Genomic DNA, 24,893 nt, shown 5'->3' with positions numbered 1-24,893 from the left:
GGAGATCGGGGGGCGCCGAGGGGGTGCACGCCGACCGCTGCTCCGGGTAACGTATGGATCGTTCAACGATTGCGCAAGGGGTTCGGGCGCCGTTCCTGCGGTCCGGGCTCGACCGTCGTCCGACCTGCGAGGTGCGTCGTGGTCCCCCCTCCCGAGAACGTCTCCCCCCGTCCGGAGGACGTGGCCGCCCGTCCGGAGCACGTGCCCGCCCGGCCGGCACCGGGTTCCGCCCCGGTGCGCCCGGCGGTCCTCACCGTCGAGGAGAGCCGGCTGGAACTCCCCTTCGCGCCGGGCCGCCCGCCGGTCGCGCAGGAGTTCCTCGCGCTGTCCGGTTTCGACGCGCTCGTCGCGGAGTTCACGGCCGCGGTGGCCGCCGCCCCCACCCTGGGCGCGCTGGCCGACACCGTCACCCGGCGGGGGCAGGGGTTGTGGGAGGCCGCGATCGCGCGGGCCCAGGGCCCCGCCGACGGCACGCCGGCGCTCGACCTCGTCGACGACCGTCCCCTGTACTGGGCGCGCACCGCGATGTCCGCGCACCTGCGCACGCTCGACCCCCCGCTCCTCGAGGCCGGGGTGCAGCGCCAGGGCCTGCTGCGCCTGCTCGACCGGGCCTCGCGGGGGATCGGGACGCCCCGCTGGCCGGCGGGTCCCGCCACCCGCGTGCTCGTCAGCGGGTTCGACACCTTCGGCCTGGACGACAGCCTGCGCCACTCCAACCCCTCGGGGTGCGCTGCCCTGCAGCTGCACGGGCGGACGTTCGACACCCCCGGCGGCCCCGTCGCGGTGCGGGCGGTCGTGCTCCCGGTCAGCTGGTCGGCGTTCGACCAGGGCGTCGTCGAGGACGCCTTCGGCCCGGCCCTGGTCCCCGGGCCCGACCGCGCCGACCTCATCACGACGATCAGCCAGACGGCGCGCGGCCGGATGGACGTCGAGGAGTGGGCCGCGAACGCGCGCGGGGGTGCGCCCGACAACGAGCGGCAGCAGCACTTCGGCGCGGTCTCGCGCCCCTCGCACTGGCCGCAGCCGTTCGACTCACCGGACTGGATCCGCACGACGCTGCCGCACGCGGCGATGGTCGCGGCCGGGACGGGCCCGTGGCCCGTGGTGCTGCGCGACGGCGTCGCGGAGTGGCCGGCCGGGACGTTCCCCGACCCGACGGCCGTGCGGTCGGTGCCCCGGCCGTCGCCCGGCAGCACGGCCGCGGCGGGCACCGGCGGCGACTACCTGTCCAACGAGAGCATGTACCGCTCGAACCGGCTGCGGCAGGGGCTGCACGCGTGGGACGTCCCCGGCGGTCACCTGCACGTCTCGGCCCTGGCGTACCCGGAGGCGCCGGACGCTCTCACCGACCCGTCCTTCGAGGCGGACCGGCGGGCGATCGTGGAGCAGACGGTGGCCCTCGTCCTCGCCGCGGGTTCCGCCGTGGCGCAGCGTCAGGCGCCGGCGATCGAGCGCTGACGGTAGGTCTCGAGCGTGTGCTGCTCGGCGTCGTCGAGGTAGGCGTGCAGCGCCGCCTCGGCCGCCGCGGTGTCGCCGGCCGCGAGCGTCGCGGCGAGCGCGTGGTTGCGCGCGAGGTAGCTGCCGTGGAACTCGGCCGGTTCGCCCACGACGTGGAACACGAGCCGCATCTCGTTCCACACACCCGCGGTCATGCCCACGAGCCGCTCGTTGCGGCTCAGGGCGACGAGCGCGCGGTGGAACGCGATGTCCGCGGTGCCGACGCCGATCCAGTCGGCGGTCCCGGCCAGCGCGTCGGCCTGCGCGAGCGCCGCGTCGACGCCGTCCAGCTCGCCGGGTTCCCCGGTGCAGCAGCGCACCGCGGCGCACTCGACGATGCGGCGGCAGGCGTACAGCTCGGTGACGTCCTGCGCCGTCGGCACCCGGACGAAGACGCCGCGGTTCAGCTCGTGCACGACGAGGCGCTCCTGCGCCAGGGTGCGGAACGCCTCGCGCAGGGTGTTGCGGGAGACGTCCACCGCGGCGCAGATCTGGGGTTCGGACAACCGCGTGCCCCAGCGGAACGTGCCGTCGAGGATCGCCTCGCGGACGACGTCGGCGGCCCGGTCGGAGCGGCTGCCGCGCCCCGCGGAACCGTCGTCGCCGGTATCCCGGGCGGCGATCGCGGCGAGGCTCGGCGGTGGCATCCGGTGCTCCTCGGGACGCGCCGGCGGGGAGCGCCCGCGGCTGGTCGGCTGGGCCGCGACGTTACCAGCACGAGACCCCACCCCCTCTTGCGCGATCGTTGAACGATCGGCAGGCTGGCCGCGACCGAGGAGGTGCCGTGCAGCAGATCGACCTGAACTCCGACATGGGCGAGGGCTTCGGCCGCTGGAGCCTGGGCGACGACGAGACGATGCTCGAGACGGTCACGAGCGCGAACGTGGCCTGCGGCTTCCACGCCGGCGACCCCGAGACGATGACGCGCGTCGTGGCCGCCGCCGCCGCTCGGGGCGTGCAGGTCGGTGCGCACGTCGCCTACCGCGACCTGGCGGGTTTCGGCCGACGCTACGTCGACGCCACCGAACCCGAGCTGGTGGGCGACGTCGTCTACCAAATCGGTGCGCTGCAGGGCATCGCGCGCTCCGTCGGCGCCGAGGTGACCTACGTCAAGGCGCACGGGGCGCTCTACAACACCATCGCCTCCGACGAGCGGCACGCGCGGGCGGTGCTCACGGCGATCACGCGCTACGACCCCTCGCTCGCGGTGGTGGGCCTGGCGGGTTCGAGGTTCCTGGAGCAGGCCCGCGCGGCCGGGCTGCGGACCGTCGCGGAGGCGTTCGCCGACCGCGCCTACACCGCCGACGGCGCGCTGCTCTCGCGCCGCGAACCCGGTGCCGTGCTGCACGACCCGGACGAGGTCGCCGAGCGCATGGTGCAGCTGGTGCGGACCGGGACCGTCGAGGCGGTGGACGGGACCCGCGTCGACGTGCGCGCCGACTCCCTCTGCGTGCACAGCGACTCGCCCGGCGCGGTCGCGATGGCGCAGGCCGTCCGCACCGCCCTGGAGGGCGCGGGGATCGCCGTGCGCCCGTTCCTGCCCGCCGACCCCGGCGCCGGTTCCTAGGCGGTGGCCGTGCGCTTCCTGCCCGCCGGTTCCGGCGCGCTGCTGGTGGAGGTCGCCGACCTCGACCAGGCGCTGGCCCTGTTCGCCTCGCTGCGCGACGAGCCGGTCGAGGGCGTCGGGGAACTCGTGCCGGCCGCCCGCACGGTGCTCGTGCGCTTCGACCCCGACCGCACGGAACCCCGGCGGATCGCCGCGGCGGTGGCCGGGCGCTCCCTCGCCCGGGCCGCGGCCGCGGACGGCGAGCTGGTCGAGGTCCCCGTGCACTACGACGGCGAGGACCTCGACGAGGTCGCACGGCTCTGCGGGTTCAGCGCGGAGGAGGTGGTGCGGCGGCACACCGCGGCGACGTACTCCGTGGCGTTCACGGGTTTCGCGCCGGGTTTCGCCTACCTCGCCGGCGGCGACCCCGCGCTGCACGTCCCCCGCCGCCGCTCGCCCCGCACGTCGATCCCCGCGGGTTCCGTGGGCCTCGCGGGGGAGTTCAGCGGGGTCTACCCGCGGGCGAGCCCCGGCGGGTGGCAGCTCCTCGGCCGCACCGACGTCCCCGTCTGGGACCTGGGCCGCGAGGTGCCCGCCCTGCTGCAGCCCGGCGCGCGGGTCCGGTTCACGGACGCGGCCGGGACCCCCGCCCCGCCACCGCCGGCCGCGCGGGACGCCGTGGACGCCCCCGACGACGGGGGCCCGGCCCTGGTCGTGGTGGCGACCGCGCCCCTGATCCTGGTGCAGGACCTGGGCCGGCCGGGCCACGCCGGGCTCGGGGTGTCGGCCTCCGGCGCCGTCGACCGGGGTGCGCTGCGCCGCGCGAACCTGCTGGTGGGCAACGCCCCCGGCGCGGCGGCGCTCGAGGTGGCCGGCGGCGGGTTGCGGCTGCGGGCCCGCGGGAACCTCGTCGTCGGCCTCGCCGGCGCCCCCGCCGCCCTGACCCGGTCCACCCCGCGCGGGAACCGCTCCGTCCCTGCGGGGACGGCCCTGGCCCTCGACGACGGGGAGGAGCTCCTCGTCGGTCCGGCGCCGGCCGGCGTCTACTCCGTCCTGGCCGTGCGCGGCGGCCTCGCCGTCGACCTCGTGCTCGGCAGCGCCGCCACCGACGTCCTGGCCGGGATCGGGCCGCCGCCGCCCCGCGCGGGCGACGTCCTGCGGGTGCGAGACGGCGCGGCCCTCTCGGCGGTCGCGCTCGACGCGGGCGATCCCTCCCCGCTGCCCGCGGCGGGCGATGTCGTGACCCTCGACGTCGTGCCCGGGCCCCGCGCGGACTGGTTCACCCCGGCCGCGCTCGCGACGCTGACGGCGCAGGAGTGGACGGTGACGCCGCGCTCGAACCGCGTCGGCCTGCGGTTGCACGGGGAGGCGCCGCTGGAGCGCGCGCAGCCGGGGGAGCTGCCCAGCGAGGGCACCGTCGCCGGCGCCCTCCAGGTCCCGCCCGACGGGCAGCCCGTCCTGTTCACCGCCGACCACCCCCTGACCGGGGGCTACCCCGTGATCGCCTGCGTCGCCGCGCACCACCTGGGCCTCGCGGCGCAGGTCCCCGCCACCGGACGCCTGCGCTTCCGCGTCGTCCCGCAGACCCCCGGAGGAACCCCGTGACACCTGGAGGAACCCCGTGAAGAAGGTGCTCATCGCCAACCGCGGCGAGATCGCCGTCCGCATCGCCCGCGCGTGCGCCGACTACGGCGTGGGTTCCGTCGCCGTCCACAGCGACCCCGACGCCGACGCGCTGCACGTGCGGGTGGCCGACGAGGCGTGGGGGCTGGGCGGTGCGTCCCCGGCCGAGACCTACCTCGACGCGGGGAAGCTGCTGGCCGCCGCCCGGGCCAGCGGCGCGGACGCCGTGCACCCCGGGTACGGGTTCCTCAGTGAGAGCGCGGAGTTCGCCCGGCGCGTGGAGGAGGCGGGCCTGTTCTGGATCGGGCCGAGCCCCGAGAGCATCGAGGCGCTGGGGGACAAGACGACCGCCCGGCGCATCGCGACGTCGGTCGGTGCGCCGCTCGTCGCGGGAACCCCCGGGCCGGTGGCGGGCGTGGAGGAGGTCCTCGCGTTCGCGGACGAGCACGGGCTGCCGATCGCCATCAAGGCCGCGTTCGGCGGCGGTGGCCGGGGCCTGCGCGTGGTGCACCGCCGGGAGGACGTGCGCGACGCGTTCGACGCCGCCGTGCGGGAGGCCGTGACCGCGTTCGGGCGCGGGGAGTGCTTCGTCGAGCAGTACCTCGAGCGCCCCCGCCACGTCGAGGCGCAGGTGCTCGGCGACGGCCGGGGCGGCGTCGTCGTGGTCGGCACCCGCGACTGCTCGCTGCAGCGGCGCCACCAGAAGCTCGTGGAGGAGGCGCCCGCGCCGTTCCTCACCGCCGAGCAGCACCACCTGGTCGTGACGGCCGCGCGCGACGTCTGCGCGGCCGTGTCCTACCGCGGGGCCGGGACGGTGGAGTTCCTCGTCGGCACCGCAGGCACCGTGTCGTTCCTGGAGGTGAACACCCGGCTGCAGGTGGAGCACCCCGTCACCGAGGAGACGACGGGCGTCGACCTCGTGCGCCAGCAGCTCCTCGTGGCCGACGGGCTGCCGCTGGAGGTGACCGGCACGCCGGAACCCCGCGGGCACGCGTTCGAGTTCCGCCTCAACGCCGAGGACCCCGGCCGGGGCTTCCTCCCCACCCCGGGCACGGTCACGCGCTTCGACGTGCCCGGAGGTCGCGGGGTCCGCGTGGACTCCGGCGTCGTCGCCGGCTCCGTCGTCCCCGGCCGCTACGACTCGCTGCTGGCCAAGCTCGTCGTCACCGGCCGCGACCGCCCCGAGGCCCTGCGCCGCGCGCGCCGGGCGCTGGCGGAACTGGCCGTCGAGGGCGTCTCGACCGTGCTGCCGTTCCACCGCCGCGTTGTCGAGGACCCCGCCTTCACCGCCGAGGGGTCCTTCGGCGTCCACACGCGCTGGATCGAGACGGAGTGCGCGTGGCTCGACGAGCTCGCCGCCCCGCGCCCGCCCGAGGGGGAGGCGGAGGAGGAGGTCGTCCGCACGTGGGTCGAGCTGGACGGCCGCCGGGTCCGCCTCGGCCTGCCCGCCGCCCTGCTGCGCGCGGGTTCCCCGGGGACCCCGCCGGCCGGGGCCGCGCCGGCCTCCGGACCCGGGAGCGACCCGGCCGTGCTGACCGCGCCGGTCGCCGGGACCCTCCTGCACTGGACGGCCCAGGACGGCGCGGAGGTCCGCGCGGGTGACCCGGTGGCCGTCGTGGAGGCCATGAAGATGGAGACCGTCGTCAGCGCGCACGCCGACGGTGTGCTGCGCGTGAGCGTCGCCGCGGGCGAGGCGTGCGCGGCCGGGGCGGAGCTGGCCCGCATCACCGCCGCCGGCTGACGCCCCTCAGCCGGTGACCCGCCGGGCGGCGGCCACCACGTCGCCGGTCAGGGCGCCCAGGCCGGTGTGCAGCCAGAGCCCGACGAGCGTGAGGACGGGGAACACGACGACCCGCAGCAGCCCCTCGGGGCCGTGCCCGGCGTCGAAGGCCCGCAGCCCGAACGAGCGGGGCCGCCCCACCCACGTCGTCAGCGGCACGGGGACACCGTCCGTGGTCAGCCAGTCGCCCGCGATGTGCACGAGGACGCCGCCCGCCACGGCCCACGGCAGCCACGCGACGCTCTGGTGGCCGTGGGAGGCCAGCAGGAACGCGCCGGCCGCGGACACCGCGAGGTTCACCAGCGGCCCGGCGGTGCGCGGCAGGCGCCGCTGCACGAGGCCGTGGAACGCGAGGCCGATGACCACGGCGAGCAGCAGCAGCGCCGACCACCGGGCCTGCGCGGCCGCCGCGGCGAGCAGGCCGAAGGCGAGCGGGGCGACCAGGGCGTCGTGGGTGCCCTTGCGGTGACCCCCGGCGGCCGTGCCGATCACCCCGGCCGCGGTCTGCGTCAGCGGTCCCCAGAGCGACCCCGCGGTGGAGCCCTTCTGGTCGAGGTCGGGCAGGTACGCGGCGCCGCCCCACGCGGCCACCCACGCGAGCTGCCAGAGGGCGGTGTCGACGCCGTGCGCGGCGGCGACCGGCAGGGTCAGGGCCCCCGCCGCGAGCCCCGAGGCGGTGTGCGCGGGACCCATCACCGGGCACGCCCCGGGGTCCGTGCTGCTGCGGTGGTGCGGGTCTCGGTCGGTGCGGGAGGCGGAGTCCGTGCTGGCTGTTCGAGCGGTGCTGGAGCGGTGGTGTCGTGGTGCACGCCGGCGAGCATGCCGGGCGGCGCCGACACCGCCCGGAGGCCGACACTGCCCGCACACCGAGGTCCGCGACGGATGTCGTGCCCGCCGTGGCTGCGGCGAGCGCGGCGCGCGGGACGGCTGACGGAGCACCCGGGCCGGGCGACGGCCTACGGTCGGCCCAGCCCCACCCGCCCGGAGCGCGACCCGCACGACGACCGGAGGACGCCATGAGCCCCTGGAGGACCACTGCCGCCGTCGTGGAGGCGACCGACGGGCCGTTCCGGCTGTGCGACGTCGAGGTCGACGACCCCGGGCCCGGCGAGGTGCTCGTGCGGGTCACCGCCACCGGCTTCTGCCACACCGACGCCATCGCGCGGCACGGCGACTTCCCGTTCCCGCTGCCCGGGGTGCTGGGCCACGAGGGCGCGGGCGTCGTGGTGGCCGTGGGGGACGGGGTGACCTCCGTCGCCGAGGGGCAGGGCGTCGTCCTCGGCTGGCCGTGGTGCGGGCAGTGCCGCAACTGCCTCGACGGCGAGCCCCGCTACTGCCTGCGCCTCGGCGAGCTGGTCGGCAGCGGCGCCCGGCCCGGTGGGGGCCGGTCGTCGATCCGGGCCGTCGGCGGCGAGCCGCTGGCGAGCCACTTCTTCGGCCAGTCCTCCTTCGCGGGCTACGCGATCACCGCCGCGACGTCGCTGGTGCCGGTGCCCGCCTCGGCGCCGCTGGACCTCGTGGGGCCGCTGGCGTGCGGGCTGGCCACCGGCGCGGGGGCCGTGCTCAACACCGTGCGCCCGGAGCCCGGGACCTCGCTCGTCGTGTTCGGCGCCGGGGCGGTGGGGCTGGCGGCGGTCATGGCGGCCCGCAGCTCGGCGGCCACGACGATCATCGCGGTGGACCGCACGCCCTCGCGGCTCGCTCTGGCCACCGAGTTCGGCGCGACGCACGTCGTCGACGCCCGCGAGGCCGACGCCGTCCGGGCCGTCGCCGACATCTGCGGCGGGCCGGCCGACGTCTCGCTGGAGTGCACCGGGGTCATCGCCGTGGTGCGCCAGGCCATCGACGCCGTGGGGATGCGCGGGCGGTGCCTGCTCATCGGGGGCGCTCCCGCCGGCGCGGAGTTCACGGCCGACCACCTGAGCACGCTGTGGGGCAAGACGGTCCAGGGCACGCTGGGCGGCAGCGGCCGCAGCCCCCGCCTGGTCGGCGCGCTGCTGGACCTGCACGCGCAGGGCCGCTTCCCGTTCGACCGGCTCGTGCAGCGCTTCGCGCTCGAGGACATCGCCGACGCGGAGGAGGCCTCGCGCTCCGGCGAGGTCGTCAAGCCCGTGATCGTGATGCCGGCCTGACCCTGCGGGCCGCCGGCCACCGCCCCCGGCGGTGGACACGGACGGCCCCCCTGCGGCGCGTGTCCTGGCGGTCCGGGCTACGGATGCGTAACGTACGCCTCCGTAAGGTACGGAACCGTAGGTTAGGACGCCGAGCAGGAGCCTCCCGCCCACGGCCCGACAGCCATGGAGGAGTGCACGTGACCGACGGAGCGGTCAGCCCCACGACCAGCGGGGCTCCCACGATGGTGCAGCTGCTCGACGCCTCGGGCGTCCGGCACGAGCACCCCGAGCACGACGCCCACCTCGAGCCCGACGAGCTGCTGGGGCTGCTGCGCGACCTCGTGCTGCTGCGCCGCTTCGACAGCGAGGCCGAGGCGCTCCAGCGGACCGGTGAGCTGGGCCTCTGGGTCGGCACCCGCGGCCAGGAGGCGGCCCAGATCGGCGCCGCCCGCGCCGTCCGCCCCCAGGACCACCTCTTCCCGACCTACCGCGACCACGGCGCGACGCTGTCGCGCGACGTCGACCCGCTGCACATCCTCAGCATCTACCGGGGCATCGACCACGGCGGCTGGGACCCGGTGCAGCACGGCGTGCACCCGTACACGCTGGTCATCGCCGCGCAGCTGCTGCCCGCCGTCGGCTACGCCATGGGCGTCCAGCGCGACGGCGCGATGGGCACGGGCGACCCGGCCCGCGACACCGCCGTGCTCGCCTACCTGGGCGACGGCGCCACCTCGCAGGGCGAGGCGTCGGAGGCCCTCAGCTGGGCCGCCGTCTACAACGCCCCCGTCGTCTTCCTCTGCCAGAACAACCAGTGGGCGATCTCCGAGCCCGTCGAGCGGCAGGCGCGCGTACCCCTGCACCGGCGCGCCGAGGGCGTCGGGATGCCCGGCGTGATGGTGGACGGCAACGACGTCCTCGCGATGTTCTCCGTGGTGCGCAGCGCGCTGGACCGCGCGCGCTCCGGCGGCGGGCCGACCTTCATCGAGGCGTGGACGTACCGCATGGGCGCGCACACGACGTCGGACGACCCGACCCGCTACCGCGACTCCGTCGAGGTCGAGCAGTGGCGCGAGAAGGACCCGATCGACCGGTTCCGCACCTACCTGCGCGCCGAGGGCGTCCTCGACGACGACTTCGAGGAGCAGCTGGCCGCGGAGTCCGAGGCCCTCGCCGAGCGCATCCGCGCGGGCGTGCGGGGCATGACCGACCCGGACCCGGTGGGCATGTTCGACCACGCCTACGCGGAACCCCACGCCCAGGTCGAGGAGGAGCGCGACGCGTTCCTCGCCGCGTGGGCCCAGCACGAGCAGGACCTCGAGCAGTCGCCGGCCGGAGGGGGACGTTGATGGAACGCGCAGGGATCCAGAGGATGGCGCTGGGCAAGGCGGTCAACGCGGGCCTGCGCGTCGCGATGGAGCGCGACCCCCGCGTCCTGCTCATGGGCGAGGACATCGGCAAGCTCGGCGGCGTCTTCCGCGTCACCGACGGCCTGCAGAAGGACTTCGGCGAGGACCGCGTCCTGGACACGCCGCTGGCCGAGGCCGGCATCGTCGGCACCGCGCTGGGGATGTCGCTGCGCGGCTACCGGCCGGTCTGCGAGATCCAGTTCAACGGGTTCGTGTTCCCGGCGTTCAACCAGATCGTCACCCAGCTCGCGAAGCTGCGCGCCCGCACCCGCGGCCGGCTCACCGTGCCCGTCGTCATCCGCATGCCCTTCGGCGGCGGCATCGGCTCGGTGGAGCACCACTCCGAGAGCCCCGAGGTGCTGTTCGCGCACACGGCCGGGCTGCGGGTCGTGGCCCCGTCCTCGGCGCACGACGCGTACTGGATGATCCAGCAGTCCATCGCCTCCGCCGACCCGGTGCTGTTCCTGGAACCCGAGCGCCGCTACTGGGAGAAGGGCGACGTCGACGTCGACCTGGGCCCCGGCGAGGTCGCCCCGCTGCACCGCGCGCGCGTGCTGCGCACGGGGAAGGACGCCACCCTCGTGGCCTACGGCCCCACCGTGCGGCTCGCGCTCGACACCGCCGCGGCGGCCGCCGAGGACGGCACCGACCTCGAGGTGATCGACCTGCGCTCGATCTCCCCGCTGGACGTGGACACCGTCGTGGAGTCGGTGCAGCGCACCGGCCGCCTCGTCGTCGTGCACGAGGCGCCGACGTTCCACGGGCCGGGGGCGGAGCTCGCCGCCCGCGTCCAGGAGCGCTGCTTCTACTCCCTCGAAGCCCCCGTGCAGCGGGTGGGCGGGTTCCACGTGCCCTACCCCGCGGCCCGCTACGAGGACCACTACCTGCCCGACGTCGACCGCGTCCTGGACGCGGTCGAGGCGGCGCTCGCGGCCTGACCGCGCTGCCTCCCCCCACCCCGACCCGAAACTCCGAGGAACTGTGCCCGGTCCCCAGCGCTTCTCCCTGCCCGACGTCGGTGAAGGCCTCACCGAGGCCGAGATCGTCTCCTGGAAGGTCCAGGTCGGCGACGTCGTCGCCGTGAACGACGTCCTCGTGGAGATCGAGACCGCGAAGTCGCTCGTCGAGCTCCCGAGCCCCTACGCGGGGACCGTGGAGCAGCTGCTGGCCGCGGAGGGGGAGACCGTCGAGGTCGGGGCCACGATCGTCGTCGTCGGCGACGGGACCGCCCCGGCGGCGCCCGCCGACGCCGCGCCGCAGGGCGAGGCGGAGGAGGGGTCCGGTGCGACGCTGGTCGGCTACGGCACCCGCGAGGCCCCGTCCCGCCGGCGCCGCCGCGGCAGCGCCCCAGCCGCCGAGCAGGCCCCCGCCACTCAGCAGGCTGCCGCCGCTGCCCAGGCCCCCGCCCCGCAGGCGCCAGCTCCGCAGGCACCGGCGTCCGACCTCACCCCGCTCGAGGTCAGCGAGCCCGAGCTCGTCCCGCGGCCGGGAGCGGACGCCGACGAGCTCGGTGCGCAGGCGCCCGGCGCCCGGGCCGCGGAACCGGTGGCCGCCGTGCACGTCCTCGCGAAGCCGCCCGTGCGCAAGCTCGCGCGCGACCTGGGCGTCGACCTCGGCCGCGCCCGGGCCAGCGGCCCCGGCGGGACGGTGACGCGCGCCGACGTCCTGGCCCTCGTCCCGGCCGCCCCCGCCGAACCCGAGCGCCGCGTCGAGCGCCACCCGCGCGAGCGCCACGTCCCGATCCGCGGGGTCCGCAAGGCCACGGCCGCGGCCATGGTCGAGAGCGCCTTCTCCGCCCCGCACGTCACGGTGTTCACGACCGTCGACGTCACGCGCACCATGCGGATGGTGCAGCTGCTCAAGCAGGACCGGGAGTTCGAGGGCGTGCGGGTCTCCCCGCTGCTGCTCGTGGCCAAGGCCCTCATCGTCGCGGTGCAGCGCAACCCCGACATCAACTCGACCTGGGACGAGCAGAACCAGGTCATCGTCGTGAAGAACTACGTCAACCTCGGCATCGCCGTCGCCACGCCCCGCGGCCTGCTCGTCCCGAACGTCAAGGACGCGGACGAGATGACGATGAAGGAGCTCGCGATCGCCCTCGGCGCCCTCACGGCGACCGCGCGGGACGGCCGCGCCACCCCGAAGGACCTGTCCGAGGGCACCATCACGATCACCAACGTCGGCACCTTCGGCATCGAGACGGGGACGCCGATCCTCAACCCGGGCGAGGCGGCGATCCTGGCCGTCGGGAAGATCGCCGAGCGGCCGTGGGTCCACAAAGGCAAGGTCAAGCCGCGCCTGACGGTCACCCTGGGGCTGTCCATCGACCACCGGATGCTGGACGGGGAGAGCGGTTCGCGCGCCCTCGCCGACATCGCGGCCGTCCTCGAGGATCCGGTCCGCGCGCTCGCCTGGACCTGAGCACCCCCTACGGTGTTCGTGCCCCGGGCAACTGCCCGGGGTGCAGGCGAGTCGAGAGGTACCGGCGTGTGCGCCTCCTGCGGTCCCGAGCCCGCCCCGTCGGCGGCGGGGGACCCCGCCGTCGCCCCGCCCGCCGCGGCGCCGCGGAAGTTCGCCGCGCTGCGCAACCGCGACTGCGGCCCCTACCTCGTCGGGGCGATGCTCGCGATGATGGCCGACAACCTCGAGCACGTGATCACGTACTGGGTGCTGTGGCAGACGTTCCACTCGCCGGCGCTCACGGGGTTCCAGGTGATCAGCCACTGGACGCCGTTCCTGCTGCTGTCCGTGACGTTCGGCGGGCTCGCCGACCGCTACGACTGCCGCCGCGTCGTCCAGGTCGCGCAGCTGCTGTTCATGGCCGTCTCGCTCGCGTGGGGCGTCCTGTTCGTCACCGGGACGCTGAGCATCCCCGCGGCCTGCGTGCTGCTCGTCCTGCACGGCACGGCCGGTGCGCTGTGGCGCCCGGCCGAGCAGCTGCTGCTGCAGGACTTCGTCGGGCGCGAGGAGATGCCCAGCGCGGTCCGGCTCAACTCGACGTTCCAGAGCCTCGGGGTGCTGTGCGGGCCCGTCGTCGGTTCCGCGCTGTTGCTCGGGATGGGCCCGACCGCGGGCATCTTCGCCAACGCCGCGATCTACCTGCCGCTGACGGTCCTCATGCTGCGCACGCGGTTCACGGGCCACACCCGCGAGGGCTTCCCCGCCCGGCAGCGCCTGGGCGCGCTGGCCGCGCTGCGCTCGATCGGGACGGTCACGCGCGACCCGGCGATCGCGGGCGCCGTGGTGGTGGCGGGCCTGACGTCGTTCTTCGTAGGCTCGGCGCTGCAGACGGTCATGCCGGAGTTCGCGGAGTCCCTCGGCCGCGCCGGCGCGGACTCCACCTACGGCCTCCTGCTGTTCGCCAACGGGCTCGGCGGTGTCGTCGGGGGCCTCGTCCTGGAGGCCACCGGCTGGCTGCGGCCCAGCATCGGCGTGGGGGTCGTCTCGACGCTGGTGTTCGCGGGGGCGATCGCCGGGTTCGCCGTCACCGGCAGCCTGGCGCTGGCCGTGGCCCTGCTGGTCGTGGGCGGGGTCGCGAACCTCGTCTCCACGTCGGTGACCCAGACCGTCGTCCAGCTGCGGGCCGACCCCGCCACCCGCGGCCAGGCCGTCGGCGTCTACTCGATGGCCTCGGGCGGGCTGAAGGTCGGCAGCGGCGTGACCATCGGCCTGTTCGGGGCCCTCGTGGGGATCCACGTCTCGGTCGTGCTGAGCGCGGCCGGGCTGGCTCTCGGGACCCTCGCGGCCGGGGCCTACCTGCTGCGGCGCCGCGCACTCGTCGCGACGGGCTGACCGGACGCGGGCGGCCTTGAGGCGTCCCCCCACCCTGTGGGCCGAGGACGCCACCTGGGTGATCGGCGGCAGCGAGGGCCAGCCCTTCGAGCGGCGAGCCGAGGGCGTGCAGGAGATCACCGCCCTGTTCCGCGGCCTCCGCGAGGAGCGCGAGCACTTCGTGCAGTTCATCTTCCCGGGCGTCGTCGAGGTCGACGGGGACACCGCCACCGCCCGGTCCCTGTGCCAGGAGGCCGCCAGCGGCGGGGGGAAGTTCTACCGGACCCACGGCGTCTGGACGGACACGTTCCGGCGCACCGACGCCGGGTGGGTCTTCAGCAGCCGCGCCTACCGGTACCTGTGGCTGGACTTCTCCACGTTCTCCGGGGACGTCTCCTGGGCGGGTGGGAACGCCGCCTGACCACCGCCGGGCGCTGGTCACGAGCGGCTCCCGTGGGGGTGCGCTGCGTGACGAGGTGGGGGTACGTTGCGGCCACCGACCAGCGTCGCGACGGTGTCGTCGCGACCTACCCGTAGGTGGTTCCCGTGTTCCCAGCCCTGTCCCGTCCCGCCGCCGCACGCCGCGGCGCCTCCCTGCTCTCGGCGGTCGTCCTCGCCGGTGCCCTCACCTCGGTCGCCGCGGCGCCCGCGCTCGGCGCCGCGGACGCCGGCCGGCCCCCGGTCCGCCCCGCGGCGGCCCCCGACCTCGGCCCGAACACCATCGTCTTCGACCCGAGCATGACCACGGCCCAGATCCAGGCCCGCGTCGACGCGATCGCGGCGCAGCAGGTCGGCAACCAGTTCGGGCGCGAGCGCTACGCGCTGCTGTTCAAGCCGGGCACCTACGGCACACCCGCCGAGCCCCTGCGCTTCCAGGTGGGCTACTACACGGAGGTCGCGGGCCTCGGGCGCGACCCCGGTGACGTCACGATCAACGGCTCCATCGACGTGTACAACCAGTGCGAGACCACCCCGGAGGGCGAGCAGAGCTGCACCGCGCTGAACAACTTCTGGCGCTCGCTGTCCAACCTGCGCATCGCCCTGCCGCCGAAGGGGAACCCGGAGTTCTGGGCCGCGTCGCAGGCGGCGCCCATGCGCCGGGTCGACCTGACCGGCGGTGACGTCTTCCTGTTCGACTACAACTCTCAGCCCTCCTACGCCAGCGGCGGCTTCATCGCCGACTCCGCGTTCAGCGGGGGCAGCGTCATCAACGGGGGGCAGCAGCAGTACTACACGCGCAACTCCTCGCTCGACGGCTGGAGCAACGGCGTCTGGAACCAGGTCTTCTCCGGCGACGTCGGGGCCGTGCCGCCGCAGTCCTTCGGTGTCCCGGGCGTCCCGGGCCCGTACACGACCCTGGCCACCACGCCCGTGTCGAAGGAGAAGCCCTACCTCTACGTCGACGGGGCGGGGGCCTGGAACCTGTTCGTCCCGAGCGCGCGGACGAACACCAAGGGCACCAGCTGGCAGGGCGGCCACACCCCCGGCCGCTCGGTCCCGATGCGCGACGTGTTCGTCGCGCGCCCCTCCAACAGCGTGGCGAGGATCAACGCCGCGCTCGCGCAGGGCAAGCACCTGCTGCTCACGCCCGGCGTGTACGACGTCGCCACGAGCCTCGCGGTCAAGCGGGCCGGCACCGTGGTGCTGGGCCTCGGCCTCGCGACCCTGACGGCGCAGAGCAGCGCGCCCGCCATGACCGTCGCCGACGTCCGGGGCGTCGACATCGCCGGGGTCACCTTCGACGCCGGGCCGGTGAACTCGCCCGTCCTGCTGCGCGTGGGGTCGAAGCACGGGAAGGGCGGCGAGCACCGGGGCAGCGCGGCCGACCCGACCGCGCTGCAGGACGTGTTCTTCCGCATCGGCGGGCCGCACGTCGGCAAGGCCGACGTGAGCCTCGAGGTGAACAGCGACCACGTCCTGCTGGACGACCTGTGGGTGTGGCGCGCCGACCACGGCGAGGGCGTCGGCTGGACGGTGAACACGGCCGACACCGGCGTGGTGGTCAACGGGAACGACGTCACGGCCACGGGCCTGTTCGTCGAGCACTTCCAGCGCTACAACACCGTCTGGAACGGTGAGCGCGGGCGCACGGTGTTCTACCAGAACGAACTGCCCTACGACGCGCCGAACCAGGCCGCGTGGCGGCACGACGGGGTGGACGGCTGGGCCGCGTACAAGGTGGGCGACCGGGTCCGGACCCACGAGGCGTGGGGGCTGGGCAGCTACATCTTCACGAACGTGGACCCGACGCTGCACGCCACGAACGCCTTCGAGGTCCCGGTCAGGCCCGGCGTGCGCCTGCACGACCTGACGACGATCTCGCTGAACAAGGCGGGGACGATCGACCACGTGGTCAACGGCGTGGGCGCGGCGGTGACCCCGGAGTTCCAGGGGCCGAGCATCGTCGTCGACTACCCGACGCCCTGACCGGCGACGGGAGCGGCCGGGGCACCGTCCCGGCCGCTCCCGTCAGACCCGCTTCAGCAGCCGCTTCCGGGCGGCGACCAGGTCGGTGACCGCCTGCTGCTCCGACGTCGTGCGCAGCTCGCCGTCCTCCACGACGACCCGGCCCTCCACCGTCGACAGCCGCAGCGGCGGCGTGGGGCCGATGACGAGGGCGACGACGGGGTCGTCGAGGTCGGCGTGGCCGAGGCCGGTCAGGTCCCACACGGCGACGTCGGCGCGCTTGCCGACCTCGAGCGAGCCGATCTCGTCGGAGCGGCCCAGGCAGGCCGCACCCCCGGACGTCCCGGCGCGCAGCGCATCGCGAGCCGCCATGGCGGTCGGCCCGCCGCGCAGGCGTGCCGTGTAGACCATCTGCCGCAGCTCGTCGGCCAGGCCGCCCTGCTCGCTGGAGGCCGCGCCGTCCACCCCGAGCCCGACGGGGACCCCCGCGTCGAGCAGGTCCCGGGCCCGGGCCATCCCGGCGCCGAGGCGCGCGTTGGAGCTGGGGCAGTGGGCGACGGAGCTCCCCGTCCGCGCGAGCGTGGCGATGTCCGCGTCGGACAGGTGGACGCAGTGCGCGAGCCACACGTCGGGGCCCAGCCAGCCGAGGTCCTCGAGGACCTCCACCGGGCGCCGGCCGAACGTCCGGGCGCAGAACTCCTCCTCGTCGGCGGTCTCGGCGAGGTGGGTGTGCCGGCGGATCCCGAGCTCCGCGGCCTGCGCCGCGGTCTGGCGCAGCAGGTCCGGGGTCACCGAGAAGGGTGAGCACGGCGCGGCGCCGATGCGCACCATCGACCCCGGTGAGGCGTCGTGGTGGCGCCGCACGGCGTCGGCCGTCGCCGCCAGGACGGTGTCGACGTCCTCCACCACCGAGTCCGGAGGCAGCCCGCCCGCCGACGTCCCGAGGTCCATCGACCCGCGGGTGGGCGAGAAGCGCAGCCCCACCGTCGCGGCCGCGGCGATGCTCGCCGCGAGCTGGTCGCCCCCGTCGCGCGGGTGCAGGTAGTGGTGGTCGGTGGTGGTCGTGCACCCCGTCAGCGCGAGCCGGGCCAGACCCGCGCGCGCCGCGGCCTCGACGTCGTCGGCCCGCAGGTGGGCCCAGATCGGGTACAGCGTCGTCAGCCAGGCGAACAGCCCCTCGTCGACCGCGAAACCCCGCGTGGCCCACTGGTAGAGGTGGTGGTGGGTGTTCACGAGCCCCGGGGTCACGAGGCACCCGGTGGCGTCGACGATCCGGACGTCGCCGGCCCGCAGCTCGCGCGGCGCCTCGCCCGCGCCGACGGTGGCCACCACACCGTCGCGCAGCAGCACGTGGCCCACGGCGTGCTCCGTGCCGGCGGCGTCGACGGTGGCGATCGCGGCGCCGGTCAGCAGGAGGTCGGGCATGCGGGCATCCTGCCGCAGGGCGCTCGTCCGGACCCGGGCGCCTAGCGGCGTCGCAGGAGGGCCACCGCCGCCCGCACGACCGAGAGCGCCCTCGCGGCGAGCCCGTCCGGTCCGCCGGCCGCCGTCGGCCGCGGCTCGGGTGCCGGCTCCGGCCGCGGTTCCGGTGCCGGCGCCGTGCGGACGGGCGTCGGGCCGTTCGCGTGCTCCGGTGATGCCGGGGCGATCTCCGGGGCGATCTCCGGGACGATCTCCGTGGCGACGTCCGGGGTGATCGTGGGAGCGACCGACGGGGCGGCACCGGTGGCCGCCGGACGGGACTCGTCGAGCGGCACCTCGTAGTGGCGAGCCAGCGCCTCCCGCGCCGCGGCGGTGAGGTCGGTCCCAGCGGGGTGGCGGGGAGACCGGTCGACCTGGGCGCTGCTGACGGCGACGACGAGCCCGCCCTCGTGGTAGCTCGCGCCCGACAGCGGCACGAGGCGCACGTCGGAGTCGGTGATCCCCGTCTGCACCCACGCCCACTCGGGCTCCTCCGCCCCCCGGGGCTGCAGGTCGACGACGGGTCCGAGCCGCTCCCCGGAACCGGTCATGGCGATCGCCTCGGCGAGGACCTCCGCGGCGGGTAGTGCTCCTGGCATGTCCTTCTCCTTCGTCGACGAGTTCGGGCACGTGGATGGTCTCGCACCCGCGCGACCGGGGAGCGTCGACGCGTCCTCGCCGCGACGCCCGCGGGCGGCCCATCGCCACGGACGACTCCCGGCACGCCCTGCGGTGCAACACCTTTGGCACTGAGCGCAGCAGCTCGGTGACGCACGGTCATGTGGCGCGATCTGGTTGCGCGTCTTAGCATTCTCCCAGCCGTGCAACAGCCCGCGGTGACCGCTGAGTCGTCACGCGGTCCACCGTCACCGGCTTCCTCGACATCACCGCCCCTGCCCCGCCGTCGCGGGCCGTGCCGAAGGGGCGGGTCCTTCCGCTCCGTCCTCCCGGGATCCTCCATGCCTGCTCGCCCGCCCGTGGCCGCCCCCGCGCTCACGGTCGCTCTGCCCGTCCCCCGTCCCGCCGCTCCCGTTCCCCCCGGCTCCGGGTCGGTGGCTCGATGAGCCGTCGCTTCGACCCCGCCTACCCCTACGAGGAGTACAGCCGGCTCACCGGCGACCAGCGCCGCTGGTCCGGTACCGGTGACCGCGTCACCTTCCGTCCGCTGACGCGGGGCTGGCGGGCGGGTGCCGGCCGCGCCCTCGTCCTGGCGGCCATCGCCTGCGAACTCGTGTTCCTGCTCTGGCTCCTGCACCCGAGCCACCTGCCCCAGGCCGACGGTTCCTGGCTGCACTGGGTCAGCCTCGCGTCGGTGGCCTCCATCGGGGTGATCGAGCTCCTGCGCCTGCTCAACGTCACGACCCTCGCCCTCGCGACCGTGAACGCCCGCGAGGTCGAGCCGGTGCGGCCGGCGGGCGACCTCCGCGTCGCGTTCATCACCACCATCGTCCCGAGCAAGGAGCCCCTCGACCTGGCCCGACGGACGCTGGTGGCCGCGCTCGAGGTCCGGCACGAGGGCCTGTACGACGTGTGGTTGCTCGACGAGGGGAACGACCCCGCCGTCCGGGCCATGTGCGCCGAGCTCGGGGTCCGCCACTTCTCGCGCGAGGGCGTCGAGCGGTGGAACCAGCCGTCGGGCACGTACAAGGCGAAGACCAAGCACGGCAACTACAACGCCTGGCTCGACGCCGAGGGCGACGGCTACGACGTGTGGGTCTCGGTCGACACCGACCACGTCCCGCTGCCGAACTTCGCCGAGCGCCTGGTGGGGTTCTTCGCCGACCCCGACGTCGCCTTCGTCGTGGGGCCGCAGGTCTACGGCAACTACGACAACTTCGTGACCCGCGGGGCGGAGAGCCAGCAGTACCTGTTCCACTCCGTGCTGCAGCGCGCCGCGAACCGCTTCGGGGCCGCGATGTTCGTCGGCACCAACAACGCGGTCCGGATCTCGGCGCTGCGCGCCATCGGCGGGTTGCAGGACTCGATCACCGAGGACGCCGCGACGAGCCTCGCGTGGCACGCGGACCGGAACCCGGCCACGGGTGCCCCGTGGCGCTCCGTCTACACCGCGGACGTCCTCGCGGTCGGGGAGGGCCCCACGTCGTGGGGCGACTACTTCACGCAGCAGCAGCGCTGGGCGCAGGGCACCGACGAGGTGCTCCTGCGCTCGTTCCCGCGCCTGGCCCGGCGCCTGCCGCTGCGGCGCCTGGTGCACTACGGCCTCCTGATGTCCTACTACCCGTCCGCGGCGATCTCCTGGGTCCTCGGGATGTTCAACATCGTCGCCTACCTCCTCACGGGGGCGGGTGGCGTCGTCGTCGCCACCCAGATGTGGCTGATGCTCTACGTCAACGCGGCCGCTCTGCAGGTCGGCATCTACTTCTGGAACCGCCACCACAACGTCAGCCCGCACGAGGAGGAGGGGTCCTCGGGCATCAGCGGCATGTTCATGTCCGTCCTCGCCGCCCCGCTCTACGTCAACGCGCTCGTCCGCGCGGTGACCGGCCGGCGCGGCGGGTTCACCATCACCCCGAAGGGCAGCCGCTCCTCGGTCGACGGACTGCACACGTTCCGGATGCACCTCGGCTGGGCGGCCCTGCTCACCGCGTCGCTGGCGGTCAGCCAGGTCCTCGGCCACGACCACCCGATGATGCGGTTCTGGGCCTACCTCGCCCTGCTCGTCTGCGTGCTGCCGCCGGTCCTGTCCGCCGCAGCCCGCCGGCAGCGTCCCCGGCAGCCGCGGACCGTCGCGCTGCCCGAGGTCCCCGCACCGCGGCACCGCCTCGACCGGGGAGCCCTCGTCGGCGCCACCAGCACCGCCCGGACCACCACCACCACCACCACCGCCCAGGAGAACCGCTCGTGAAGACCTCCCGCCGCGCCCCGCTGCGCCGCCGGATCCGCAACTCCGCCCTCGTCGGCGCGACGGCCGTCGCGCTGGTCGCGGTGAACGGCTCGTTCGTGGCCTCGACCGCGTCGAGCGCCGTCGCCGCCTACCAGGCGTCCCGCCCGGACTACCAGGCGACCCACGGGTCCTGGTCGGTCGTCGAGGTCCCCGACGAGTTCAAGGTCAACGCCATCCACGCCGCGATGCTCTACACCGGGAAGATGCTCATCATCGCCGGGTCGGGCAACGACACGAAGCAGTTCGCGGCGGGCACGTTCAAGAGCATCCTGTGGGACCCGGCGACCGACACCTACGAGGACGTCCCCACGCCGGAGGACATGTTCTGCGGCGGGCACGCCTTCCTGCCGAACGGCAACCTCCTCATCGCGGGCGGCACCCGGCGCTACGAGGTGCTGGCCGGCGAGGTCCGCAACGCGGCCGGTCCCGTCGTCCTGAAGAACGAGTCGCCGGACTCCCGGCCGGTGTCGCTGGCCAAGGGCACCGAGCTCGTCACCGCGACGGGCCTGCGCTACCGCACCACCGAGGACGCCGTCCTGCAGCCGGCCGAGAAGATGCGGATGGACGGGGCCACGATGGTGCACGCCTCCCAGACCGAGGTCTGGGCCGAGGCCGTGGAGGAGGGCCGGGGCTCGGTCCTGCCCCAGCCCACGCAGTTCACCGTGGCGGGCCAGCCGTCGACCGTCTACGGGGTCGCCGACAAGATGACCCTGGAGAAGCAGGAGTACCAGGGCCTCGACGCCTCCTACGAGTTCGACGTGCAGCAGGAGCGCTACGTCCCGACCGGCCGGCTGCAGGAGTCGCGCTGGTACCCGACGCTGATCTCCGTCGAGGGCGGCAACGTCATGGCCGTGTCGGGTCTCGACCAGCACGGGGTGGTCCTCGACGGCCAGAACGAGGTGTTCGAGCAGTCCGCCCGCCGGTGGTTCGACAAGCCCGAGCTGAACCGGTACTTCCCGACCTACCCGGCGCTGTTCCGCCTCGCCGACGACCGGTTGTTCTACAGCGGCTCCAACGCCGGGTACGGCTCGGCCACGGCCGGCCGCCAGCCGGGCGTCTGGGACCTGCACGACAACGGCTTCCAGCCCGTACCCGGTCTGCGCGACCCCGGCATGAACGAGACCAGCACCTCGGTGCTGCTGCCGCCCGCCCAGGACCAGAAGGTCATGATCATGGGGGGCGGCGGGGTGGGTGACTCGATGGACACCACGGCGCGCACCGACATCGTCGACCTCAGCCGCCCCGACCCCGCCTACACGCCCGGACCGGACCTGCCCTCGCCCACGCGGTACCTCAGCGCCGCCGTCCTCCCGGACGACACCGTGCTGACCACCGGCGGGTCGGAGAAGTACCGCGGCATGGACGACAGCGACCTGCACCTGGCGCAGATCTACCACCCCGACAGCGGCACCTTCAGCGCGGCCGCGAGCCCGCACGTCGGGCGGAACTACCACTCCGAAGCCCTGCTGCTGCCCGACGGGCGGGTGCTGACGCTGGGTTCGGACCCCCTGTACTCCGACGCGGACAACACGATGCCCGGGACGTTCGAGCAGCGGCTGGAGATCTACACGCCGCCGTACCTGCACCAGGGTGGCGGGCGGCCCGTGATCGACAGCGTGCCGGATGCGGCCGTGCAGCGCGGGACCACGTTCCACGTCGGCTCCTCCGACGCCGTCACCTCCGCGCGCCTCATCCGCCCGAGCGCCGTCACGCACGTCACCGACACCGAGCAGCGGTCCGTGGCGCTCGACGTCACGCCGTCGGCCGGGGGCTACGACCTGACGCTGGGGCCGCAGGAGGGCATCGCGCCGTCGGGCTGGTACATGCTGTTCCTCCTCGACGCGCGCGGGGTCCCCTCCGTGGCCCGCTGGGTCCAGGTGGCCTGACGTGGGTCCTCGCGGTGCCGGCCGCGCGCTGCTGAGCGCGGCCGTCGCGGTGCTGCTGCTGGCCGGGTGCTCGGACGGCAGCGGCACGGCCGGGGCACCGGCGGCGGAGCCGGGCCCGCTGGCCGGCGCGCGCCTGCACGTGAACCCGGCGAGCCACGCGGCCGAGCAGGTCGCGAGCTGGCGTGCGCAGGGCCGGGTGGACGACGCCGCGGTGCTGCAGCGCATCGCGGGGCAGCCGACGGCCGTGTGGTTCGCGGGGCAGCAGGCGGACCCGGGTGGGTCGGCGGCCGCCCTGGTGCAGGCCGCGGCCGCCGCGGACGCGGTGCCCGTCCTCGTGCTCTACAACCTGCCGGGCCGCGACTGCGGTCAGTTCTCGGCCGGCGGGGCCGCCGACGCCGACGCCTACCGCGCGTGGGTCGGCGCGGTCGCCGCGGGCCTCGGTGACGCGCGGGCCGTCGTCGTCCTGGAGCCCGACGCGGTGCCCCACCTGATCGAGGGGTGCGAGCAGGTCCCGGTCGACCGCGCCACGCGCCTGCAGCTGCTGAACGCGGCGGTCGACACGCTGGCCCGGCACCCGGGCGTCCGCACCTACCTGGACGCGGGGAACGCCTCCTGGGTGGGCGACCGCTCCGCCCTCGCCGACCAGCTCTCGGCGGCGGGGATCGCCCGCACGGCGGGGTTCTCGCTGAACGTCGCGAACTTCGAGACGACCGCCGCGAGCACGGCCTACGGGCACGGGCTGTCCGACCTGCTCGGCGGCGCGCACTTCGTCGTCGACACCGGGCGCAACGGGAACGGGCCCGGGGACACGTGGTGCAACCCGCCCGGCCGCGCGCTGGGCACCCCGCCCACCACCGACACGGGCGACGGGCGCGTCGACGCGCACCTGTGGGTCAAGCAGCCCGGCGACTCCGACGGCGCCTGCGGTCAGGGACAGCCCGCGGCCGGCGTGTGGTGGCCGGAGTACGCCCTCTCCCTGGCGAGGTCCGCGCCGGTCGTCAGCCCGCCGCCCGCAGGCTGAGCCCGATCGCGTAGTCCGGCCACCAGGTGCCCGCCGCGGGTTCGCCGCGGCCGCACTCGCCGTCGCTCTCCCCGACGCGCTTGACCCAGAGGTAGGCGTCGGCGTTCGCCCGGCCCGTGGAGCTCGTCGGGACGGGGCCGAGGGCGCGCCCGGCGGGGTTGCACCACGTGTCCCCGGGCCCGCGCCCGTTGCGGCTGGTGTCGACCACGTAGTGGCTGCCGGGCAGCCGCGCGACCAGCTGGTCGCCGTAGGCGGCCTCCGCGTCGGTCCAGCCGAAGTTCGACACGTTGAGCGAGAAGCCGCGGGCCTGCGCCACGCCCGCGTCGCGCAGCCGCTGCGCCATGGCGTCGGCGGCGATCCAGCGCGAGGTCCCCGCGTCGAGGTAGGTGACGGCACCCGGGGCGCCGGCGAGGACGCCGACGGCGTCCTTCAGGGCCGCGGTGCGCGCCCGCCGGTCGGCGTCGCTCGGCAGGCAGTCCAGCTGCGCCAGGGCGTCGGGTTCGACGACGACGACCGCGCGGCCCGTGCCCAGGCCGGCGCGCACCTGCCGCACCCAGGCGGCGTAGGCCGCGGTGTCGCGCAGGCCGCCGGCGGAGTAGCTGCCGCAGTCGCGGTGGGGGACCGCGTACAGCACGAGGACGGGCACCGTCCCTGCGCTGCGCCCGGCCGCCACGACCGAGGCGACGCGCGAGGCGACCGAGGACGTGGGCACCCAGTCGCCGATCCACTCGGCGTTCGGCTGGTCGGCGATGCGCAGCAGGGCCGTGCGCGCGGCCGCGTCATCGGAGCGGCGGGCCGCCTCCTGGCGGGCGTTGGAGCTCGGGTCGACCCAGAAGCGGGCACCGGCCAGCGGGCTGCCGGTCACGGGGGCGGTGGCGGGTGGCGGCACCGGTGCGGAGGCGGTCGCCGGCATGGACACCCGGTCCACGCGGAGGTTGCGGTCGCAGCCGGCGGCCTGCGCGTCGTTGCCGAAGGCGACGGAGACGCGGTGCGCCCCGGGACCCCAGCTGCCGGGCAGCGCGTAGCTCGTCCACGTGGTGGCGGCGACCGCGACGGTTCCCGCGGCGCGACCGTCGACGCTCACCGTCATGCTCGGGGCGCCCTGGCACTGGTCGCCGCGGGCGACGACGCTCAGCCCGGACGTCGCGGCGCTCGTCGTGAGGGGACCCGTGGCCGCGGCGTCCGACCAGATCAGCAGCCCGGCACCGCCGGAGGCCCCGGCCTCCTGAGTGACGAGCCCCGCCGAGGAGGGCAGCGCCAGGCGCTCGGCCTCGACGCCCGGCGTGGCCCGGGCGAGGCGCTGCACCTGGGGTGCCGCCGTCGCGCCCGCGGGCGCGAGGACGGCGGCGGCGGCGAGGACGGCGGGCGCCAGCAGCGCCGGGGTGAGGGAGGCGGACCGGTGCCGGCCGCGACGCCGCACCCGGGCCGGAGACGCTGCGGGAGAGGACGACGCGGTTCCGTGAAGCACGCGCAG

19 protein-coding genes are annotated in these 24,893 nt (G+C 75.4%); 14 read left to right on the top strand and 5 right to left on the bottom strand.

The annotated features are described in order from the left end of the window. Window positions 1-138: 138 nt before the first annotated feature. On the top strand, window positions 139-1,458 hold the full coding sequence (locus F1544_RS12020) for a PA0049 C-terminal domain-containing protein (protein ID WP_167585637.1): 1,320 nt from the start codon (window positions 139-141) through the stop codon (window positions 1,456-1,458). On the opposite strand, the gene F1544_RS12015 is transcribed toward F1544_RS12020, so the two are convergent. Continuing rightward, window positions 1,434-2,144 (bottom strand): GntR family transcriptional regulator, encoded by a 711-nt coding sequence (locus F1544_RS12015; RefSeq protein WP_167585635.1) that lies wholly within the window; start codon window positions 2,142-2,144, stop codon window positions 1,434-1,436. The genes F1544_RS12020 and F1544_RS12015 overlap by 25 nt on opposite strands. Window positions 2,145-2,281: 137 nt before the next feature. Here F1544_RS12015 and F1544_RS12010 point away from each other — a divergent pair, with 137 nt between their 5' ends. From F1544_RS12010 to F1544_RS12000, 3 genes are read left to right on the top strand one after another with little or no spacing between them, the layout of a single operon-like run. Next, the gene (locus F1544_RS12010; protein ID WP_167585633.1) at window positions 2,282-3,064 is read left to right on the top strand and encodes a LamB/YcsF family protein; all 783 of its coding nucleotides are present in this window, start codon (window positions 2,282-2,284) and stop codon (window positions 3,062-3,064) included. Window positions 3,065-3,073: 9 nt separating this feature from the next. Beyond that, entirely contained in the window at window positions 3,074-4,648 is a 1,575-nt protein-coding gene (locus F1544_RS12005) for a 5-oxoprolinase subunit B/C family protein (RefSeq protein WP_167585631.1), read from the top strand. Window positions 4,649-4,664: 16 nt separating this feature from the next. Then, window positions 4,665-6,407, top strand: coding sequence for an acetyl/propionyl/methylcrotonyl-CoA carboxylase subunit alpha (locus F1544_RS12000; protein ID WP_167585629.1), 1,743 nt, complete (start codon window positions 4,665-4,667; stop codon window positions 6,405-6,407). A 6-nt stretch (window positions 6,408-6,413) separates the two neighbouring features. Here the strand turns inward: F1544_RS12000 and F1544_RS11995 are convergent, their stop codons facing one another. Then, window positions 6,414-7,139, bottom strand: a complete 726-nt coding sequence (locus tag F1544_RS11995) for a metal-dependent hydrolase (RefSeq protein ID WP_244308453.1) — start codon at window positions 7,137-7,139, stop codon at window positions 6,414-6,416. Window positions 7,140-7,462: 323 nt separating this feature from the next. Between F1544_RS11995 and F1544_RS11990 the strand changes: the two genes are divergently transcribed. The 7 genes from F1544_RS11990 to F1544_RS11960 all read left to right on the top strand — a co-directional run bounded on the left by F1544_RS11990 (window position 7,463) and on the right by F1544_RS11960 (window position 16,167). After that, window positions 7,463-8,578: an NAD(P)-dependent alcohol dehydrogenase gene (locus tag F1544_RS11990; RefSeq protein ID WP_167585625.1), complete on the top strand. Its 1,116-nt coding sequence runs from the start codon at window positions 7,463-7,465 to the stop codon at window positions 8,576-8,578. A 179-nt stretch (window positions 8,579-8,757) separates the two neighbouring features. Continuing rightward, window positions 8,758-9,909: a pyruvate dehydrogenase (acetyl-transferring) E1 component subunit alpha gene (gene pdhA, locus F1544_RS11985; protein ID WP_308470030.1), complete on the top strand. Its 1,152-nt coding sequence runs from the start codon at window positions 8,758-8,760 to the stop codon at window positions 9,907-9,909. Next, window positions 9,909-10,907: an alpha-ketoacid dehydrogenase subunit beta gene (locus F1544_RS11980; RefSeq protein ID WP_167585621.1), complete on the top strand. Its 999-nt coding sequence runs from the start codon at window positions 9,909-9,911 to the stop codon at window positions 10,905-10,907. Before pdhA ends, F1544_RS11980 begins: the two co-directional genes overlap by 1 nt. A 43-nt stretch (window positions 10,908-10,950) precedes the next feature. Further along, a complete protein-coding gene (locus tag F1544_RS11975; RefSeq protein ID WP_167585619.1) occupies window positions 10,951-12,390 on the top strand; it encodes a dihydrolipoamide acetyltransferase family protein in 1,440 nt (479 codons plus the stop codon). Window positions 12,391-12,456: 66 nt separating this feature from the next. Then, a complete protein-coding gene (locus tag F1544_RS11970; protein WP_308470029.1) occupies window positions 12,457-13,761 on the top strand; it encodes an MFS transporter in 1,305 nt (434 codons plus the stop codon). 16 nt (window positions 13,762-13,777) lie between these two features. Further along, a complete protein-coding gene (locus tag F1544_RS11965) occupies window positions 13,778-14,161 on the top strand; it encodes a nuclear transport factor 2 family protein (protein ID WP_167585616.1) in 384 nt (127 codons plus the stop codon). A gap of 125 nt (window positions 14,162-14,286) precedes the next feature. Next, complete coding sequence (locus F1544_RS11960) at window positions 14,287-16,167, top strand: pectate lyase-like domain-containing protein (protein WP_208971732.1); 1,881 nt, start codon at window positions 14,287-14,289, stop codon at window positions 16,165-16,167. Window positions 16,168-16,209: 42 nt separating this feature from the next. Here F1544_RS11960 and F1544_RS11955 read toward each other — a convergent pair whose 3' ends face one another. Both F1544_RS11955 and F1544_RS11950 read right to left on the bottom strand, forming a co-directional pair. Further along, window positions 16,210-17,571, bottom strand: coding sequence for an 8-oxoguanine deaminase (locus tag F1544_RS11955; RefSeq protein ID WP_167585613.1), 1,362 nt, complete (start codon window positions 17,569-17,571; stop codon window positions 16,210-16,212). Window positions 17,572-17,612: 41 nt separating this feature from the next. Further along, complete coding sequence (locus tag F1544_RS11950; RefSeq protein WP_167585610.1) at window positions 17,613-18,206, bottom strand: hypothetical protein; 594 nt, start codon at window positions 18,204-18,206, stop codon at window positions 17,613-17,615. Window positions 18,207-18,667: 461 nt separating this feature from the next. Between F1544_RS11950 and F1544_RS11945 the strand changes: the two genes are divergently transcribed. From F1544_RS11945 to F1544_RS11935, 3 genes are read left to right on the top strand one after another with little or no spacing between them, the layout of a single operon-like run. Next, a complete protein-coding gene (locus F1544_RS11945; RefSeq protein WP_208971731.1) occupies window positions 18,668-20,473 on the top strand; it encodes a glycosyltransferase family 2 protein in 1,806 nt (601 codons plus the stop codon). Beyond that, complete coding sequence (glxA, locus tag F1544_RS25850; RefSeq protein ID WP_208971730.1) at window positions 20,470-22,398, top strand: radical copper oxidase GlxA; 1,929 nt, start codon at window positions 20,470-20,472, stop codon at window positions 22,396-22,398. Before F1544_RS11945 ends, glxA begins: the two co-directional genes overlap by 4 nt. 1 nt (window position 22,399) lies before the next feature. After that, window positions 22,400-23,419 (top strand): glycoside hydrolase family 6 protein, encoded by a 1,020-nt coding sequence (locus F1544_RS11935; protein ID WP_167585607.1) that lies wholly within the window; start codon window positions 22,400-22,402, stop codon window positions 23,417-23,419. On the opposite strand, the gene F1544_RS11930 is transcribed toward F1544_RS11935, so the two are convergent. Beyond that, on the bottom strand, window positions 23,397-24,839 hold the full coding sequence (locus tag F1544_RS11930; protein ID WP_167585604.1) for a glycoside hydrolase family 6 protein: 1,443 nt from the start codon (window positions 24,837-24,839) through the stop codon (window positions 23,397-23,399). The genes F1544_RS11935 and F1544_RS11930 overlap by 23 nt on opposite strands. Between the last annotated feature and the right edge of the window lie 54 nt (window positions 24,840-24,893).

Origin of the sequence: Kineococcus rubinsiae, from assembly GCF_011839805.1 — a bacterium.
GTDB lineage: Bacteria > Actinomycetota > Actinomycetes > Actinomycetales > Kineococcaceae > Kineococcus > Kineococcus rubinsiae.
Note: the sequence above shows the minus strand (reverse complement) of the source record. Positions and strands in the feature narration are given on the sequence as shown.

What these genes read in the sequence shown, in the direction of transcription:
- F1544_RS11980 (WP_167585621.1), top strand. Translation starts at nt 9,909, where the DNA reads ATGGAACGCGCAGGGATCCAGAGGATGGCGCTGGGCAAGGCGGTCAAC.
- F1544_RS11995 (WP_244308453.1), bottom strand. Translation starts at nt 7,139, where the DNA reads ATGGGTCCCGCGCACACCGCCTCGGGGCTCGCGGCGGGGGCCCTGACC.
- F1544_RS12015 (WP_167585635.1), bottom strand. Translation starts at nt 2,144, where the DNA reads ATGCCACCGCCGAGCCTCGCCGCGATCGCCGCCCGGGATACCGGCGAC.
- F1544_RS11945 (WP_208971731.1), top strand. Translation starts at nt 18,668, where the DNA reads ATGAGCCGTCGCTTCGACCCCGCCTACCCCTACGAGGAGTACAGCCGG.
- F1544_RS11990 (WP_167585625.1), top strand. Translation starts at nt 7,463, where the DNA reads ATGAGCCCCTGGAGGACCACTGCCGCCGTCGTGGAGGCGACCGACGGG.
- F1544_RS11950 (WP_167585610.1), bottom strand. Translation starts at nt 18,206, where the DNA reads ATGCCAGGAGCACTACCCGCCGCGGAGGTCCTCGCCGAGGCGATCGCC.
- F1544_RS11955 (WP_167585613.1), bottom strand. Translation starts at nt 17,571, where the DNA reads ATGCCCGACCTCCTGCTGACCGGCGCCGCGATCGCCACCGTCGACGCC.